This window comes from Alicycliphilus denitrificans (genome assembly GCF_044792555.1).
GTDB classification, from domain to species: domain Bacteria; phylum Pseudomonadota; class Gammaproteobacteria; order Burkholderiales; family Burkholderiaceae_C; genus Alicycliphilus; species Alicycliphilus denitrificans_A.
This window is the reverse complement of record NZ_CP126238.1, coordinates 1,532,429-1,548,538: the sequence shown is the minus strand read 5'-3', so window position 1 is coordinate 1,548,538 and position 16,110 is coordinate 1,532,429. Positions and strand designations below refer to the sequence as shown.

Genomic DNA, 16,110 nt, shown 5'->3' with positions numbered 1-16,110 from the left:
TATTCCTAAGTGCTAAAGCCACATCTCTCATCTTTTATCAAGCCGCGTAAGGGTTTTGCACCAAGATCGTATGGTCACGGTCGGGGCTGGTGGAGATCATGGCTATTGGTACGCCCGTCACCTGCTCAATACGCTCAAGATAGCGCCGCGCATTCACCGGCAATTCGTCATAACACGTAACGCCCACGGTCGAGTGCGTCCAACCTGGCATTTTTTCGTAGATAGGCTGGCAGCGGGCAATGTCTTCCGCCCCCATGGGCAGCAAATCGATGCGTTCGCCATCAAGTTCATAGCCCACGCACAGCTGCAGTTCTTGCAAGCCATCCAGCACGTCGAGCTTGGTGATGCACAGCCCTGACAGGCCATTGACCTGAGCGCTGCGCTTGAGCAGTGCCGCATCAAACCAACCACAGCGACGACTACGCCCCGTGGTGACACCTTTTTCCGCACCCACGGTGCTCATGTGATAGCCAGGCGTACCCGGTTTCTCCCATTCCAGCTCGGTCGGGAATGGGCCACCGCCAACACGGGTGCAGTAGGCCTTGGTGATGCCAAGAACGTAGTGCAGAAGGCCAGGCCCGACGCCAGAGCCTGCGGCGGCATTGCCTGCCACGCAATTGCTCGATGTCACATAAGGGTAGGTGCCGTGGTCCACGTCCAGCAGGGTGCCCTGCGCCCCCTCGAACAGCAGGTTAGCGCCGGCGACATGCGCAGCATTGAGTTCATGCGATACGTCGGCCATCAAGGGTTTGAGCATCTCGGCGTGGCGCATGGCTTCGGCGAATACCGGTTCGAACTGCACTTGGCCATCGTTGATGTAAGGCTTGAGCGCATCGCCGAACTGAAAGCCCGCCGAGCCCAGAAAGGTGGACAGCACATGGTTATGCAAGGCCAGCAACTCACGCAGTTTGGCGGCGAAGCGTTCAGGGTATTTGAGATCTTGTACGCGCAGAGCTCGGCGCGCGATCTTGTCTTCGTAGGCCGGGCCGATACCACGACCAGTGGTACCGATCTTCTCGACACCACCATGTTCACGCGCGGCTTCGCGCGCCACGTCCAGCGCCACATGGAAGGGCAGGATCAGTGGACAGGCCTCGCTCACTCGCAGGCGCGAGCGCACCTCGACGCCCGCCTTTTCCAAGCCCTCGATTTCCTCGAACAACTTGGCTGCCGAGAGCACCACGCCATTGCCGATATAGCACTTCACGCCGGGGCGCATGATGCCGCTGGGAATCAGGTGCAGAGCGGTCTTCACACCATTGATGACCAGGGTGTGCCCCGCGTTGTGCCCCCCCTGAAAGCGCACCACGCCCTGTGCACTTTCGGTCAACCAGTCCACCAGTTTGCCCTTGCCTTCATCACCCCACTGGGTGCCAACCACGACGACGTTACGACCTTTGCTTGCTTTCATATCAAACCCGATTCAGATACTAAAAAATCAAATGGCCCGAACGACCCAGCGATCACCAACTTGGATCAGCTCACGGTCGCAGTGGAATTCGTCAACCTCAGTGCCGTGTCCAGGCAGCATGCACACCACGGTTTCACCCTGCGCACGCAAGGCGGCAATTGCCTCACTGACGTCACGCCCCTCCCCCCAGGGAGCACGGATGGCGGCTTTGAGCGGACGTGGCGACACCACGCCAACCAGTTGCTTGACATCTAGGCTGAAGCCAGCCGCTGGGCGGTTGCGTCCAAACACCGCTCCGACTTCGTCGTAACGGCCGCCGCGCACAAGCGCATCGCTCGCGCCCTGGGTGTAGATGGCAAAGCGGACGCCACTGTAATAGGCATAACCACGCAGATCTGCCAAATCGAAGGTCACCCGGGTATCGTGAATGGTCGATGCGATAGCCCTCAAATCCAATAGCACATTACGCACGCCAGCAAAGGATTTCAAGGCAATTTCAGCCTCATCGAGCACACCAATATCACCGTACAGTTGCAGCAGCGTCAACAGGCCCTCACGCGAAGCGATCGGAAAATTGCGAGTCAGGGATAGCAGCTCACTTGCATCCTTGGCGGCAAGCGCTGCATGCACGCGGCCCAGGGTTTGCAACCCCTCGGGCACACCCGCCAGCAAGCTGCGGACTATGCGGACATCCGCCAGATCGACACTGACATCCTGCACATGCGCACCGCGCAAGCACTCCAGCGACAACAGTACGGCTTCGATATCGGCCTCTATGCCAGAGTGTCCATAAATTTCCGCCCCGAACTGCAGGGGCTCACGCGTGGCATGGGGGCGGTCTGGGCGGGTGTGCACCACGGGGCCGCAATAACACAGCCTTGTCACGCCGCGGCGGTTGAGCAAATGTGCATCGATACGAGCCACTTGCTGAGTGGTATCTGCACGCAGTCCAAGGGAACGGCCCGAGAGTTGATCCACCAACTTGAAGGTTTGCAGATCCAGCGCCTCGCCGGTGCCAGTCAAGAGTGAGTCAAGATGCTCCAGCAGCGGGGGCACGACCAACTCATAGCCGTAGCTGCAAGCGGTGTCGAGCAACCCGCGGCGAAGTTCTTCGATGTGCCGAGCCTCGGAAGGCAGCACATCGGCAATGTGATCCGGCAGGACCCAAGCAGACATGGGGAAAGGGGGGTGCTGTTAAAAGAGCGATTCTAGCGGCTCAGGCCAAGAGCACCCTCGCATGCGATCGTGGCTGCTACAGGAACAGCAATACCAGGGCACCGGCAAGCATGCTAAGCAGTGCACAAAACCGGATTTGCCCATCGCGCAGCTGCAAAATTTGCGTGAACACGCGCCGCCAGCCCGTGGGCGAAACGAAGGGGAAAAACCCTTCTATCACCAGCACCAGGCCCAGCGCCATCCAAAAGCTACCCGCCCAATCCATGGACTGGCTACATCAAGTTCAGGGCTTGCGCGGTGCTGCTGGCGCAGCAGGGGCAGCACCTCGGAAGGCCTTGAAGAATTCAGTGGACGAAGGATCGAGCACCATCACGTCGCTTTTACGGTTGAAGCTGGACTTGTAAGCCTCAAGACTGCGGTAGAACTGGGCAAACTGCGGATCACGGCCGAATGCCTCTGCATACTGGCGCGAGGCCTCGGCATCGCCTTCGCCTTTGATCTTTTGCGCGTCGCGGTAGGCATTGGCGATGGTGATTTCACGCTGACGGTCGGCATCGGCACGAATTTTCTCGCCTTCGGCTGCGCCGGTGGAGCGCAACTCGTTGGCAACGCGCTTGCGCTCAGCCTCCATGCGCCGGTACACGGACTCCGTGATCGCCTCGACATAGTCAACACGGGTGATGCGCACGTCCACCACGTCCACACCCCAGGGTTTCGCGCCGCGCACGGCTTCAAGCACTTCGCGCTTTACGTCCGACATGAGCGCATCGCGCTTGACCGACAGCAGCTCGTTGACCGTGCGGCGGTTGACCTCTTCTTGAAACGCATTGCGCACCACGCGATTGAGTTGCATGGCGCCCGCATTCTCATCCAACCCCACGTTGCGGATGTATTCTGACGGATCACTGATGCGCCAGCGCACATACCAGTCAATGACCACGCGCTGCTTTTCCGCCGTCAACATCGACTCGGTATCAGAGCTGTCCAGCGTGAGCAGGCGCTTGTCGATATACCGGACGTTCTGAAACGGAGGCGGCAGCTTGAAGTTCAAGCCAGGCTCAGTGATCACTTCCTTGATCTGCCCCAACGCATACACCACGCCAAACTGCCGTTGATCGACCACAAACAGCATGGAACTGAGCAGGCCCAGCAGCACCAGAATGGTCGAAACAAAAAATCCGATTCTGTTCACACAGATCTCCTATCGAGATTCACGCTCGCGCGAGCGATTGGTATCGCGGGGGCGCGAATCACTGGGAAATTGAGGCGATACCGCTGGCGGGAGGCCACTGCCTGCCACTGCGGGTGGCACCTCCAGCCCGGCGACGGGGGCCGTCTGGGACACGCTTTGCATGATCTTGTCCAGCGGCAGGTACAGCAGATTCGAGCCTTGGCGCGACTCCACCAGCACCTTGGTGACGTTGCCGTAAATCTGCTGCATGGCTTCGAGATACATACGATCGCGCGTCACCTGTGGGGCCTTCTGGTATTCGGCAAGCACGGCACTGAAGCGCTGTGCATCACCCTGCGACTGAGCCACGATGCGCGCCTTGTAGGCCGCAGCCTCTTCGGCCAGTCGCGATGCCGTACCCACAGCCCGCGGAATCACATCATTGGCGTAGGCCTGCGCCTCGTTCTTAGCGCGCTCGCGCTCCTGGCCAGCCTTGAGCACATCGTCAAATGCTGCCTGTACCTGCTCCGGCGGACGCACGCCGCCCTGCTGCAGGTTGATGCCGACCACCTCCACGCCAATCTTGTAGCGATCCAGAATGGTTTGCATCAGACTGCGTACACGCGGCGCGATCTGGTCGCGCTCCTCGGCCAGGGCCGTGTCCATTTTCATCTTGCCCACGACCTCACGGACGGCAGTCTCTGCCACCTGCACCACGGCATCGGCCGGGTTGCGGCTTTCAAACAACCACGCACGCGCGTCATTTAGGCGGTACTGGACGGCGAACTTGATCTCGACGATGTTCTCGTCTTCCGTCAGCATGGCCGATTCGCGCAGGCCCGTACTCTTGATGACCGTGTCGCGCCCCACGTCCACGGATCGGATCTGAGTCACGAACACCAGCTCATGGCGCTGAATGGGGTACGGCAGGCGCCAATTGAAGCCAGCATTGACGGTACTTTTGTACTTGCCAAACTGTGTGATCACGGCCTGCTGGCCTTCTTGCACGATAAAGAAACCCGTTCCCAGCCAGATCAGCACGGCAATGGCTGCGATCAGGCCCACGCCCACACCGGCATTTTTCATGTCGGGCTGAAAGCCGCCATTGCCACCATTGGAAGGGCGTCCACGATTGCCGCCATTGCCACCGCCAAACAAGCCACCGAGCTTGCGATTGAGGTCGCGCCAAAGCTCGTCGAGGTCCGGGGGTTGACCCGCGGGGCCTTGATCGCGCCCCCGCCCGCCCTGGGGGTTATCGTTCGAAGGCCGTTCAGACTGTGGGCGTTCCTCAGCCTCGCCCTTGTCGTCCCCACGGCCCCAGCGCGGATCGTTGAGATTGAACATCCCTCGAATGCGCTCCGGCAGCAGTGCCCAGCGCGAGGCGCGGTTATGAAGATTCATGCGCAAGTTCTCTGGTTCTCTATTGATCTGTAACAACCGGCATTGTGCCCAATCAGCCCGGCGGGCTTGGCAATTCAGGAGCCTGCCCAGGGGTCATGGCGGGCAGCGATGCAGCCATGGCCATGCTTGCCAGCTGCTCACGCAGTACAGCAATGCCCTCCCCCTGGCGCGCACTCACGAAGATGCGGGGCACTTGGTGCCCATCGAGCTCATACATGTCCTGCCGGCGTACGGGCCTGGACTCGGGGGCCATGGCATCAAGCTTGTTGAATACGAGCAATTGCGGGATATCCGCCGCTCCGATTTCGGCCAGCACCAGTTGCACCTGCGCAATCTGCTCCGGAAAATCGGGGTTGGCGGCGTCCACCACATGCAGCAGCAGATCGGCATCCACCGCCTCTTGCAGCGTTGCCTGGAACGCATCGACCAGCCCGTGGGGCAAATCGCGGATGAAACCCACCGTATCTGAGAGCGAAACCGAGCCCACGCCCGCGCCCAGATAGAGCTGTCGCGTCGTGGTATCCAGGGTGGCAAACAGCTGATCGGCGGCATAGGCGCGTGCCTTGACGAGCGCATTGAACAAAGTGGACTTGCCCGCATTGGTGTATCCAACCAATGAGATGCTGAAGGTGTCGCGTCGCTCACGCTGGCGGCGTTGGGTGGCACGCTGGCGCTTCACCTTCACCAGCCGCTCGCGCGTGCGCTTGATGGCCTCGCTGATCATGCGGCGATCGAGTTCAATCTGCGTCTCACCCGGCCCCCCGCGCATACCAATACCACCTTGCTGACGCTCCAAGTGCGACCAGCGCCGCACAAGGCGCGTGCTGAGGTATTGCAGGCGCGCCAGTTCCACCTGCAACTTGCCCTCGTGGCTACGCGCGCGTTGTGCAAAAATTTCCAGGATGAGCATGGTCCGGTCGTTGACCGGCATCTGCAGATGGCGTTCCAGATTGCGCTGCTGCGCCGGGCTCAGTGCCTGGTCGAACAGCACCTCCTTGACGCCATGCATTTGCGCCAGGGTGCGAATCTCATCGGCCTTACCGCTGCCCACGAACAGCGCCGCATCCGGCGTCTTGCGCTTGCAGGTCAGGCGTGCGACGGGATTGAGTCCCGCAGTCTGAGCCAGCAGGCCCAGCTCCTGTAATTCGGCATCAAAATGGGCAGCACCAAAATCCACGCCGACCAATAGGACCGGCGTGGAATGGGAGTCAAAGGATGGTTTGGAACTCAAGGCTGCGGGCCCTTGCATGCAAAGCGCTTGTGCGCCAGCAATGCCTCAAGCTGGGATCGGAGTTTACTGATTGGATCCATCGGCGGCGGGTTCTGCCGTCGAAAAATTGACGGCGCGTCCCGGAACGATGGTGGAGATAGCGTGCTTATAGACCATCTGGGTCACTGTGTTGCGCAGCAGCACAACGTATTGATCGAACGATTCAATCTGCCCCTGAAGCTTGATGCCGTTGACCAGATAGATGGACACCGGCACATGCTCACGACGCAGTGCGTTCAGGAAAGGGTCTTGAAGAAGCTGACCTTTATTGCTCACGATATTCTCCGTGTTCAAAAATGTTGTTGTAAACCGACACCTTACCACAGCTGCGCGGCCTTATGCGGCGCAAGGGTTCAGGATGCGTTTTTGTCCGCGTACGGATTGCTAGAGGTTCGCAACTCGATACGCAGGGGCGTTCCGACCAGGTCGAACTCCTTGCGGAAGCGCCCTTCCAGAAAGCGCTTGTAGGCGTCCGAGACATGTTCCAGCGAGTTACCGTGGATCACGATCACCGGCGGGTTCATGCCACCCTGGTGCGCATAACGCAGCTTGGGGCGAAACGCGCCGGCGCGCTTGGGCGTCTGGAACTGCACGGCCTCCTGCAGCAGGCGCGTGAGCACCGGCGTAGGCATCTTACGGTTGGCCGACTTGTAGGCCTGCACGATGGAGGTCCACAGCGGCCCGATACCCTGACGTTTGATGGCCGAGATGAAATGCAGCGGGGCAAACTTGAGGAAAGACAGGCGCGACTCAATGGAGCGCTCGAGTTGCTGGCGGGCGTAGTCGTCCACCGCATCCCATTTGTTCACGGCGATGACCACAGCGCGGCCGCTCTCCAGGATGTAGCCCGCGATATGCGCGTCCTGATCCGTCACGCCCTGGGTGGCGTCAAGCAACAGCAGCACCACGTTGGCAGACTCGATGGCCTGCAGGGTCTTGACCACAGAAAACTTCTCGATGGCCTCGAACACCTTGCCTCGGCGGCGCAGGCCGGCAGTGTCGATGAGCTCGAATTTCTGGCCATTGCGCTCGAATGGCACAGAGATCGCATCACGCGTCGTGCCCGGCAGGTCGAAGGCCACCAGGCGCTCCTCGCCGAGCCAGGTGTTGATCAGCGTGGATTTGCCGACATTCGGGCGCCCCGCCACCGCCAGACGTATGACGTTGGTCTCCGCGCTGACATCGCCCTCGTCCACCTCGGGCAGGGCCAGGGGTTCGAGTGCCAGCTCCACCAGGCTGCGAATACCCTGTCCGTGCGCGGCCGAGACGGGGTACACCTCACCCAGGCCCAGCTCGTAGAACTCGGCCAGATGGGCGCTGTCCTGCATGCCCTCGGCCTTGTTGCCGGCCAGCACGCAGGGCTTGCCCAGGCGGCGCAGGTAGTTGGCAATGTCATGGTCCTGTGCCGACAGACCGCCGCGCACATCCACGACGAAGATCACTACGTCGGCCTCCGCCACGGCCTGCCGGGTCTGCTTGGCCATCTCGCGGTAAATCCCGCTCCCGGCGTCGGGCTCGAAGCCCCCGGTATCGATGACGATGTACTCGTGCTTGCCCTGGCGGCCGTTGCCGTAGTGGCGGTCGCGCGTGAGACCGGCGAAGTCGGCCACGATGGCATCGCGCGACTTGGTCAGGCGGTTGAACAGGGTGGATTTGCCCACATTGGGCCGCCCCACCAGGGCGATGACTGGTTTCATACCAGTGTCCTATCTATCAGTCAGGTCAGTCGGGGCGAAAGCCGTAGACGCCACCCTTGCGCGTCACCACCACCAGCGTGTCACCGGCCGCAAGGGGCGCCGCGGCAATAGCGGAGCCATCCGTCGCCAGGCGATTGAGCGGTGCAGCATCGTCACGCGACAGCAGATGCACCAGGCCCGTGTCATCACCAACCACCACCGAGCGACCCAGCAGCAGTGGTGCAGTGAGCTTGCGAAACTGCAGTCGTTCTGACGTCCATGCACGCTTGCCATCGGCGCGCTGCCAAGCAACAACAGTGCCATTGCTTTCGGTGCCGAACAGCATGCTGGCATCGCCGTCTATGCCTTCGCTGCCGCCAGCCGGTTGCGTCCACAACAGGGCGCCACGCGCTGCGTCAATGCAGCCCACGGTGGCCTGGAAGGCGCGTGCACACAGGTTGTCATCCACGCGGCTAGTGCGGCCCACGATTTCCACCAGGCGCTCCACGTCATTGGTGCCCCGTGGACTAGCCAATGGTGCCTCCCAGCGCACCACGCCATTGTCCGGGTTAAAGCCCACCAGACGCCCGGAAAGGCCGACCACCAGCGTGTCGTCCACAGCCATCAACACACCGCCCTGGCGCAGGATCAGCGGCTCACCCGGGCGCTGCTGCCCCCACAGGCGGTAGCCCGTGGCGGCATCGAAGGCAGTGACGGAACGATCTGCGGCCAACACAAAGACACGATTGCCAGCCACCAGCGGGGCCGTATAGGCCTGCGCCGACAATGGCTTACGCCAGATTTCACGCCCGCCATCGAGCACGATGAGCTGGGCGCTTTGCGAGACAACCGCGGCCCAGCGCCCATCGCTGCCCACGCCCGCGGCCAGCGGCATATCCAGCCGGGTACGCCAGATGTCGCCGCCCGTGCGCGCATCGATCGCCGCCACCTCGCCATTGGCGGAGGCCAGCGTGACCGCGTTGCCATTCACGTGGGCATCCAGGGCCATGCCCTCCACGGCGCCGATGCGGGCCGTCCAGGCTTGACGCACACCAAGCACCGGGACATTAGGCCCCAGCTCGGCGGGCTTGGGCTTGGACGCGCCCCCCCACAAAGAGCATCCACCTACACCCAGCACCGCGGTCAGGGCAAGCGCTGCAAACAGCGCCTTCGAGCCCATGTTCATGCGGGCCGTACTCACTGTGCCCCCCCTGGCGCAGCGGCTGCGGCCACGGCCTCGACCTGTGCACCCAAGGCATTGAGCTTGGCTTCCACCAAACGGCGGTATTCCACGCTGTCGCCAAAGGCCTGATAGGCGCGGCGGTATTCGGCGATGGCCTCCTGGTTCTTGCCCTGCAGCGCCAACACGTCACCCTTGCGATCCGCTGCAACGCCGGCGAACTCGACCGGCATGCGCCCCGACAGCTGGGCCAGCGCCGCGTCATAGGCCTTTTGCTCCATCAGCACCCCTGCCAGGCGCAGCTTGGCCAATGCCATATAGCCGTCATCGGCAGATTTCTCGGCCACCCAGGTCAGCACGCCCTTGGCTGCATCCCACTTCCCGGCATCGGCCAAGGCCTTGGCGGCCAGCAGGCCCGCCTGACCGGCCTGCGTCGTGCCACCGTAGCCAGACTGCAGATCGCCAAAGGCCTGCTCCACGCGCGCCATGTCGCCAGCCTGGGCTGCCAGCTCCACGGCCTCGACCAGGGCCATGGCCTGCTGTGCCTGGCGGTTTTGCCACAGTTGGTAGCCGTTCCATGCCGCAAAGCCGCCCATGATGACGAGCAGCGTCCAGGTGATGGGCGTGCCCCATTTGCTCCAGAAATGCTTGAGCTCGTCGAGCTGTTCTTGTTCTTGAAGGTCGAAGTTGTTGGCCATGTTGGGGGTTTCCGTTCAGCGCGGCGATTGTAGGCTGGCAGCCCAGTCCGACAGGGTGGCCAGCGGGCGTTCGACCTGCTCGCCGCCGTCGCGCAGGGGCTTGATGGTGACGGCGCCTCGCGCCATCTCGTCGGCGCCAAAGACCAGGGCAAAGCGGGCACCGCTGCCATCGGCCTTCTTGAACTGTGATTTCATGCTGCCCATGCCCTCGCCCGCCTGCGCCGGGGCATGCATCTGCACCGCCACGCCCAGGGCGCGCAGCCGTTGCAAGGCCTGCATGACCTGCGGCAGAACCGAGGCATCGGGCACAACGGCGTAGGCGTCGGCCGCAAGAAGCGGGGCCTGCACCTGCTGCTCCTTGAGCAGTTCCAGCACGCGCTCCACGCCCAAGGCCCAGCCTACGGCGGGCGCACTCTTGCCGCCGATCTGCTCGATCAGGTAGTCGTAGCGCCCACCGCCGCAGATCGTGCCCTGCGAGCCGAGCTGCTCGGTGATGAACTCGAACACCGTAAGGTTGTAGTAGTCCATGCCGCGCACCAGGCGCGGGTTGAGGCTCCAGGCCACGCCGTTGGCGTCCAGGATGGCCTTGACGGTGTCGAAATGCCTGAGCGAGGCCTCGCCCAGGAAGTCGATGAGCCGCGGCGCGGCATTCACCATGTCCTGCATCGCCGGGTTCTTCGTGTCCAGCACGCGCAGGGGGTTGGTGTACATGCGGCGCCTGGCCTCCTCGTCCATCACCTCCTGGTGCTGCTCCAGGTAGGCGATGAGGGCGGCGCGGTGGGCGCGGCGCTCGTCGGGCTGGCCCAGGCTGTTGAGCTCCAGGCGCACATGCTTCAGGCCCAGCTCGGCCCACAGCGCGTGGGCCAGCAGGATGATCTCGGCGTCCACCTCGGGCCCGCCGAAGCCCAGGGCCTCGGCACCAATCTGGTGGAACTGGCGGTAGCGACCGCGCTGCGGCCGCTCATGGCGGAACATGGGGCCCATGTAGTACAGGCGCTTGCCGCCGTCGTACAGCATGCTGTGCTCGACCACGGCGCGCACCACGCCGGCCGTGGCCTCGGGGCGCAGCGTGAGCTGCTCGCCGTTCAGGCGGTCTTCAAAGGAGTACATCTCCTTCTCGACGATGTCGGTCACCTCGCCCAGGCCACGCACGAACAGCGGCGTGGGCTCGACGATGGGGGTACGGATGTTGCGGTAGGCGAAGCGCGCCATCAATGAGCGCACCTTGTCCTCCAACCATTCCCAGCGCGCCGAGTCCGGCGGCAGGATGTCGTTCATGCCCTTGATGGCAACCAGCTTCTGCATCTTGTGTGAATCTTTTGTTTGAATGAAATCAGCCTCTAACGCTTATCCATCAAGCGCAAGCAGCTATGTTTTTTTATTGCATCGCTACGCGTCCGCGCCGAAGCGCCTGGCGATATAGCCATCAACAATGTCCTGGAACTCCCGCGCGATGTTGTCCCCGCGCAGGGTCATAGCCTTCTCGCCATCGATGAACACGGGGGCTGCAGGCGCCTCGCCGGTGCCCGGCAGGCTGATGCCGATGTCGGCATGCTTGCTCTCGCCCGGGCCGTTGACGATGCAGCCCATGACGGCCACCTTGAGCTTTTCGACGCCTGGGTAGCGCAGACGCCACACGGGCATTTGCGCGCGCAGGTAGTCGTCGATCTGCTTGGCCAGCTCCTGGAAGGTGGTGCTGGTGGTGCGTCCGCAGCCAGGGCAGGCGGTCACGCTGGGCACGAAGGCGCGCAGCCCCAGAGACTGCAGGATTTCGGAGGCCACCACCACCTCCTGGGTGCGCGCCTCGCCGGGCTGGGGCGTGAGCGACACGCGGATGGTGTCGCCAATGCCCTCCTGCAGCAGGATGGACAGCGCCGTACTTGACGCCACGATGCCCTTGGTGCCCATGCCGGCCTCGGTCAGGCCCAGATGCAGGGCGTAGTCGCAACGGCTGCTGAGCTCGCGGTACACGGCAATCAGGTCCTGCACGCCGCTGACCTTGCACGACAAGATGATCTGGTCACCGTTCAGGCCCATTTCTTCGGCGCGCCTGGCCGACTCGATGGCCGAGGTGATCAGCGCCTCGTACATGACCTGGCGCGCGTCCCAGGGCTGGGCGCGGCGGCTGTTGGCGTCCATCAGCTCGGCCAGCAGCTCCTGGTCCAGGCTGCCCCAGTTGACACCGATGCGCACAGCCTTGTCCCAGCGCACGGCCGCCTCGATCATCTGGCCGAACTGCTTGTCGCGCTTGTCGCCCTTGCCCACGTTGCCGGGGTTGATGCGGTACTTGGACAGCGCCTTGGCGCAGTCCGGGAATTCGGTCAGCAGGCGGTGGCCGTTGTAGTGGAAGTCGCCCACCAGGGGCACGCTCTCGCCCATGCGGTCGAGCTGCTCGCGGATGTAGGGCACGGCCGCCGCGGCCTCGGGCGTGTTCACCGTGATGCGCACGAACTCCGAGCCGGCCTGCGCCAGCTCCTTGACCTGGATGGCCGTGCCGATCACGTCCACCGTATCGGTATTGGTCATGGACTGCACACGCACAGGCGCGTCGCCGCCCACGGTGACGACACGGCCACCCCAGGCGATGCGTGCCTGGCGCGAGCGGCGCGCCAGCGGCGCGGCCATCGCTATGGGGCATGCAGCAGCGGACATATTCATTTACTTCACCTCGAAACGCGCGACGTTCTCGCGCGCAATGGCCTTCAGATCCATGGACTGGCCACGCACGATGACGTCCGTGGCGTCCGCCCTGCCAATCACCACGCTCCATGGCGGCGAACCCTCGGCAGAAAAACTCTCGCCGGCGGCCAGCGCCTTCTGCAGCACCACACGGCCCGCGGCATCGCGTACCTGCACCCAGGACTGCGCACGCGCACTGATGAGCAGCACGTCTTCGGACGCGACGGCCTTGGCAGCCTCGGGCCCTGCGGTTGCAGGCGTGCCGCTGGCCACGGGCAGCTCCACGGCCATGGGTGCACCGGGGGCCTGGGCCGGCGCCGCTTGCACCACTGGATCGGCCGTGGGCCCGGCCTGCGCGGCCGCGCCATCTGGTGCTTCTTGCACTGCGTGACTCGTCTGCGCAGGCGCCGGAGCCACGGCTGCACCCTCATCCTTGCCTTCGTTGCCCATGGGCAGGAAAGCCAGCACCAAGGCGGCCAGCAGCAGGGCCACCACGGCAACGCCAACCAGGCGCGACTTGGGCCGCTCAATCGAGCCCCCCTTGCCCTGCCGGCGGCCCGAGTCCTTGAACGAGGCGTTGATGCCCCTCTCCGGCGGAAGATGAATCGGGCTGCCCTGAGGCAAAAGGGCCAGAACCGGTGCGGCGTCCACCTTCAGCGCCCGGCACATGCCGGACGCCAGCCCCCGCATGAAGACGGCATCGGGAAATGCCTCGTAGTGACCGGCCTCCAGCGCCTGCAGCTTGGCAACCGGCACCTTCAAAACCCCGGCCAGAACGTCTATGTGCACCCCGGCTGCCTCGCGCGACTGCCGGAGCAAAACACCGGCCGAAATGCCCGTCGGCTCACCTGGTGCACCGTGCCCCGCCTGATCAGCGTCCTGCGTCACCATCGACTCATTCATCAAATGCCCCTCTCTCAAACGCCAGCGTTTGCTTGGCCTCAGGGAAGCGCTTGTGCAGCTGATCCCCTAACTGATGCATGGCCACCGAATCGCCCAAAGCGCGCTCAATCTTGATACCAAGCCACAGCGACTCGGCATTGGCAAACTCCCCATTGTTCACACGCCGTATGTAGAACTGCGCCCGCTTGGTCTCGCCACGGGCCAGCAGGATGGAGGCCAGCTGGTAGCCCACCACCGGATTGCCGGCATCAATCTCATAGGCGCGCAGCAAGGCCTTTTCCGCATCGGCCACGCGTCCCGCCCTCTGATAGCACAGGCCCTGGGACATCAGCGTCTTGCTGCGCGCAGCATAGGTGGGCACAGCCAAGGCACGTTCGAACTGCTGATGGGCCTGCTCATACTGCTGGCGCAGGCACTGCAGCCAGCCATAGTTGTGCATGATGTCCGGATCCGCCGGCTTCATGGCCTGGGCACGCCTGAGGCTGTCCTCGGCAAGGGGCAGATCTGCCATGGCCATGTACACCAAGCCGCGCAGGTGGTAGGCGTCGGCGTAGCGGGGGTCTGTGACCAGTGCCTGGCGCACCTCCTCAAGGGCGATGGCCATTTGCCCCATCTGCAGGTAATTGGCAGCCAGCTCCAGCCTTATGCGCGCACGTCTGCGCAGATCCGTGTCGCCCGATGCCGAGACAGGATCAGCGGAAGAACTGGCACCGTGATCGGCTGCCGCCTGGTGCGCGCACCCCGGCAACCCAGCCAGTGCCGCCAACCCAATGCATGCCGCCAGCAAGCAGCGTCCTGACCAAATTCGATCCGTGCGCCGCAGCGTCATGAATTGCCTCTCTTCGTTGCTTACCAAGTCTGCGCCTCAGCTCTCAAACAGGCTTGATTTCAATGACACGCAGCCTGGCCATGCGTTCATGAACACGCGTACGATCCTTGACATCGCCAGCCAGCTGGCCGCATGCGGCGTCAATATCGTCGCCGCGCGTCTTGCGCACCGTGGTCACAATGCCGGCATCGGAAAGCAGCTTGGCAAAGGCTGTCACCACCGCCGCAGGAGAGCGGCGCAGGCCCGATGCGGGAAACGGGTTGAACGGAATCAGGTTGAACTTGCAGGACACGCCGCCATCCGCAGCCCTGCGGCTCACCAGCGCAATCAACTCACGCGCATGCTCGGGCTGATCGTTCACGCCATCGAGCATGCAGTATTCGAAAGTGATGAAGTCACGCGGGGCGTGATCCAGATAGCGCCGGCAGGCCGCCAGCAGCTCCTGCAGCGGATATTTGCGGTTCAGCGGCACCAGGTTGTCGCGCAGCGTGTCATTCGGCGCATGCAGGGACACGGCCAGCGCCACGGGGCAGTCCTGACCCAGGCGGTCCATCATGGGCACCACCCCCGAGGTGGACACAGTCACCCGGCGACGCGACAGGCCATAGCCATGGTCGTCGAGCATGATGCGCAGCGCCGGCACCAGGGCCGAGTAGTTCTGCAGTGGCTCACCCATGCCCATCATCACGACGTTGGAGATCACTCGCTCGCCATCGCCGCGGCGCTGGCGCAGCACATGCTCGGCATGCCAGAGCTGGGCGACAATCTCGCCCGTGGTGAGGTTGCGGCTGAAGCCCTGGTGCCCCGTGGAGCAGAAGCGGCAACCCACGGCGCAGCCCGCCTGCGAGGAGATGCACAGCGTGCCGCGGTCGTCCTCGGGGATGAACACCGTCTCCACGGCATTGCCGCCGCCCACGTCGAACAGCCACTTCACCGTGCCGTCGGCCGAGGCATGCTCGCTGATGGCCTGCAGGCCCGATACATGGGCGCAGCCCTTGAGTTTTTCGCGCAGGGACTTCGCCAGATCGCTCATCTGGTCAAAATCGCTCGCGCCACGCTGGTGGATCCAGCGAAACAATTGCGTGGCCCGGAAACGCTTCTCACCCAACCGCTCGCAGAAGGCGGCCAAGGCGTCTAGGTCCAGGTCCAGAAGGTTCGTGGTCATAACGTCTGTCGGATGTCCACGCCCACATAGTGCGCCGTGGGTGCGCCCAGACCCCATGCAGGCCTGCAGTGCACCCGCGACCGCCGCATCAGCGCGCGTAGACGTTCAGGCCGGGGAAGAAAAAGGCCACTTCGACCTGGGCGGTCTCGGCGGCGTCGGAGCCATGCACAGCGTTGGCATCGATGCTGTCGGCAAAGTCTGCGCGAATGGTGCCGGCGTCAGCCTTCTTGGGATCGGTGGCGCCCATCAGTTCACGGTTCTTCAGGACGGCATTCTCGCCTTCCAGCACTTGCACCATCACGGGACCGGAGATCATGAAGTCCACCAGATCCTTGAAGAAGGGGCGCTCCTTGTGCACGCCGTAAAACTGCTCGGCCTCGGCGCGCGACAGGTGAATCATGCGGGCGGCGGCGATCTTCAGGCCGGCGGCCTCGAAGCGGGCGTAGATCTGGCCGATCACATTCTTGGCGACGGCGTCGGGCTTGATGATGGAGAGGGTGCGTTCGATAGCCATGTTGATTTTCCTTGTGAACAGGTGTTGCGGTATTTTT

The 16,110-nt window shown here is 63.2% G+C and carries 16 protein-coding genes; all 16 read right to left on the bottom strand.

The genetic code is table 11. The annotated features are described in order from the left end of the window. Nucleotides 1–37: 37 nt before the first annotated feature. The 16 genes from P7644_RS07410 to ndk all read right to left on the bottom strand — a co-directional run bounded on the left by P7644_RS07410 (nucleotide 38) and on the right by ndk (nucleotide 16,073). Nucleotides 38–1,411, bottom strand: coding sequence for an adenylosuccinate synthase (locus P7644_RS07410; RefSeq protein ID WP_404302532.1), 1,374 nt, complete (start codon nucleotides 1,409–1,411; stop codon nucleotides 38–40). Between the two features lie 27 nt (nucleotides 1,412–1,438). Continuing rightward, nucleotides 1,439–2,587: an ATP phosphoribosyltransferase regulatory subunit gene (locus tag P7644_RS07405; RefSeq protein WP_404302530.1), complete on the bottom strand. Its 1,149-nt coding sequence runs from the start codon at nucleotides 2,585–2,587 to the stop codon at nucleotides 1,439–1,441. Between the two features lie 76 nt (nucleotides 2,588–2,663). Beyond that, entirely contained in the window at nucleotides 2,664–2,852 is a 189-nt protein-coding gene (locus P7644_RS07400) for a DUF2065 domain-containing protein (protein ID WP_404302529.1), read from the bottom strand. An 18-nt stretch (nucleotides 2,853–2,870) separates the two neighbouring features. Continuing rightward, nucleotides 2,871–3,779, bottom strand: a complete 909-nt coding sequence (gene hflC / locus P7644_RS07395) for a protease modulator HflC (RefSeq protein WP_404302528.1) — start codon at nucleotides 3,777–3,779, stop codon at nucleotides 2,871–2,873. A gap of 9 nt (nucleotides 3,780–3,788) precedes the next feature. Further along, entirely contained in the window at nucleotides 3,789–5,159 is a 1,371-nt protein-coding gene (hflK, locus tag P7644_RS07390) for an FtsH protease activity modulator HflK (protein WP_404303153.1), read from the bottom strand. Between the two features lie 52 nt (nucleotides 5,160–5,211). Further along, entirely contained in the window at nucleotides 5,212–6,408 is a 1,197-nt protein-coding gene (gene hflX, locus P7644_RS07385) for a GTPase HflX (RefSeq protein WP_404302526.1), read from the bottom strand. A gap of 45 nt (nucleotides 6,409–6,453) precedes the next feature. Next, the gene (hfq, locus tag P7644_RS07380) at nucleotides 6,454–6,705 is read right to left on the bottom strand and encodes an RNA chaperone Hfq (RefSeq protein WP_404302525.1); all 252 of its coding nucleotides are present in this window, start codon (nucleotides 6,703–6,705) and stop codon (nucleotides 6,454–6,456) included. Nucleotides 6,706–6,782: 77 nt separating this feature from the next. Beyond that, nucleotides 6,783–8,126 carry a ribosome biogenesis GTPase Der gene (gene der / locus P7644_RS07375; protein ID WP_404302523.1) on the bottom strand — a complete coding sequence of 448 codons (1,344 nt, stop codon included), beginning with the start codon at nucleotides 8,124–8,126 and terminating at the stop codon, nucleotides 6,783–6,785. A gap of 25 nt (nucleotides 8,127–8,151) precedes the next feature. After that, a complete protein-coding gene (gene bamB / locus P7644_RS07370) occupies nucleotides 8,152–9,291 on the bottom strand; it encodes an outer membrane protein assembly factor BamB (protein ID WP_404302522.1) in 1,140 nt (379 codons plus the stop codon). An 11-nt stretch (nucleotides 9,292–9,302) separates the two neighbouring features. Next, entirely contained in the window at nucleotides 9,303–9,983 is a 681-nt protein-coding gene (locus P7644_RS07365) for a YfgM family protein (protein ID WP_404302520.1), read from the bottom strand. Nucleotides 9,984–9,998: 15 nt separating this feature from the next. Then, nucleotides 9,999–11,288 carry a histidine--tRNA ligase gene (hisS, locus tag P7644_RS07360; RefSeq protein ID WP_404302519.1) on the bottom strand — a complete coding sequence of 430 codons (1,290 nt, stop codon included), beginning with the start codon at nucleotides 11,286–11,288 and terminating at the stop codon, nucleotides 9,999–10,001. Nucleotides 11,289–11,372: 84 nt separating this feature from the next. Then, a complete protein-coding gene (gene ispG / locus P7644_RS07355) occupies nucleotides 11,373–12,641 on the bottom strand; it encodes a flavodoxin-dependent (E)-4-hydroxy-3-methylbut-2-enyl-diphosphate synthase (RefSeq protein WP_404302518.1) in 1,269 nt (422 codons plus the stop codon). After that, a complete protein-coding gene (locus P7644_RS07350; RefSeq protein WP_404302517.1) occupies nucleotides 12,642–13,565 on the bottom strand; it encodes a helix-turn-helix domain-containing protein in 924 nt (307 codons plus the stop codon). It lies immediately after the preceding gene. Then, nucleotides 13,558–14,394, bottom strand: a complete 837-nt coding sequence (gene pilW / locus P7644_RS07345; protein ID WP_404302516.1) for a type IV pilus biogenesis/stability protein PilW — start codon at nucleotides 14,392–14,394, stop codon at nucleotides 13,558–13,560. Before pilW ends, P7644_RS07350 begins: the two co-directional genes overlap by 8 nt. A gap of 43 nt (nucleotides 14,395–14,437) precedes the next feature. Next, nucleotides 14,438–15,559 (bottom strand): 23S rRNA (adenine(2503)-C(2))-methyltransferase RlmN, encoded by a 1,122-nt coding sequence (gene rlmN / locus P7644_RS07340; RefSeq protein ID WP_404302514.1) that lies wholly within the window; start codon nucleotides 15,557–15,559, stop codon nucleotides 14,438–14,440. A gap of 88 nt (nucleotides 15,560–15,647) precedes the next feature. Then, the gene (ndk, locus tag P7644_RS07335; protein ID WP_404302512.1) at nucleotides 15,648–16,073 is read right to left on the bottom strand and encodes a nucleoside-diphosphate kinase; all 426 of its coding nucleotides are present in this window, start codon (nucleotides 16,071–16,073) and stop codon (nucleotides 15,648–15,650) included. Nucleotides 16,074–16,110 lie beyond the last annotated feature (37 nt).

Excerpts from the sequence above, each read along its gene's own strand:
- P7644_RS07410 (WP_404302532.1), bottom strand. The coding sequence starts at position 1,411 with ATGAAAGCAAGCAAAGGTCGTAACGTCGTCGTGGTTGGCACCCAGTGG.
- P7644_RS07405 (WP_404302530.1), bottom strand. The coding sequence starts at position 2,587 with ATGTCTGCTTGGGTCCTGCCGGATCACATTGCCGATGTGCTGCCTTCC.
- P7644_RS07400 (WP_404302529.1), bottom strand. The coding sequence starts at position 2,852 with ATGGATTGGGCGGGTAGCTTTTGGATGGCGCTGGGCCTGGTGCTGGTG.
- hflK (WP_404303153.1), bottom strand. The coding sequence starts at position 5,159 with ATGAATCTTCATAACCGCGCCTCGCGCTGGGCACTGCTGCCGGAGCGC.
- hflX (WP_404302526.1), bottom strand. The coding sequence starts at position 6,408 with ATGCAAGGGCCCGCAGCCTTGAGTTCCAAACCATCCTTTGACTCCCAT.
- der (WP_404302523.1), bottom strand. The coding sequence starts at position 8,126 with ATGAAACCAGTCATCGCCCTGGTGGGGCGGCCCAATGTGGGCAAATCC.
- bamB (WP_404302522.1), bottom strand. The coding sequence starts at position 9,291 with ATGAACATGGGCTCGAAGGCGCTGTTTGCAGCGCTTGCCCTGACCGCG.
- P7644_RS07365 (WP_404302520.1), bottom strand. The coding sequence starts at position 9,983 with ATGGCCAACAACTTCGACCTTCAAGAACAAGAACAGCTCGACGAGCTC.
- hisS (WP_404302519.1), bottom strand. The coding sequence starts at position 11,288 with ATGCAGAAGCTGGTTGCCATCAAGGGCATGAACGACATCCTGCCGCCG.
- ispG (WP_404302518.1), bottom strand. The coding sequence starts at position 12,641 with ATGAATATGTCCGCTGCTGCATGCCCCATAGCGATGGCCGCGCCGCTG.
- P7644_RS07350 (WP_404302517.1), bottom strand. The coding sequence starts at position 13,565 with ATGAATGAGTCGATGGTGACGCAGGACGCTGATCAGGCGGGGCACGGT.
- pilW (WP_404302516.1), bottom strand. The coding sequence starts at position 14,394 with ATGACGCTGCGGCGCACGGATCGAATTTGGTCAGGACGCTGCTTGCTG.
- rlmN (WP_404302514.1), bottom strand. The coding sequence starts at position 15,559 with ATGACCACGAACCTTCTGGACCTGGACCTAGACGCCTTGGCCGCCTTC.
- ndk (WP_404302512.1), bottom strand. The coding sequence starts at position 16,073 with ATGGCTATCGAACGCACCCTCTCCATCATCAAGCCCGACGCCGTCGCC.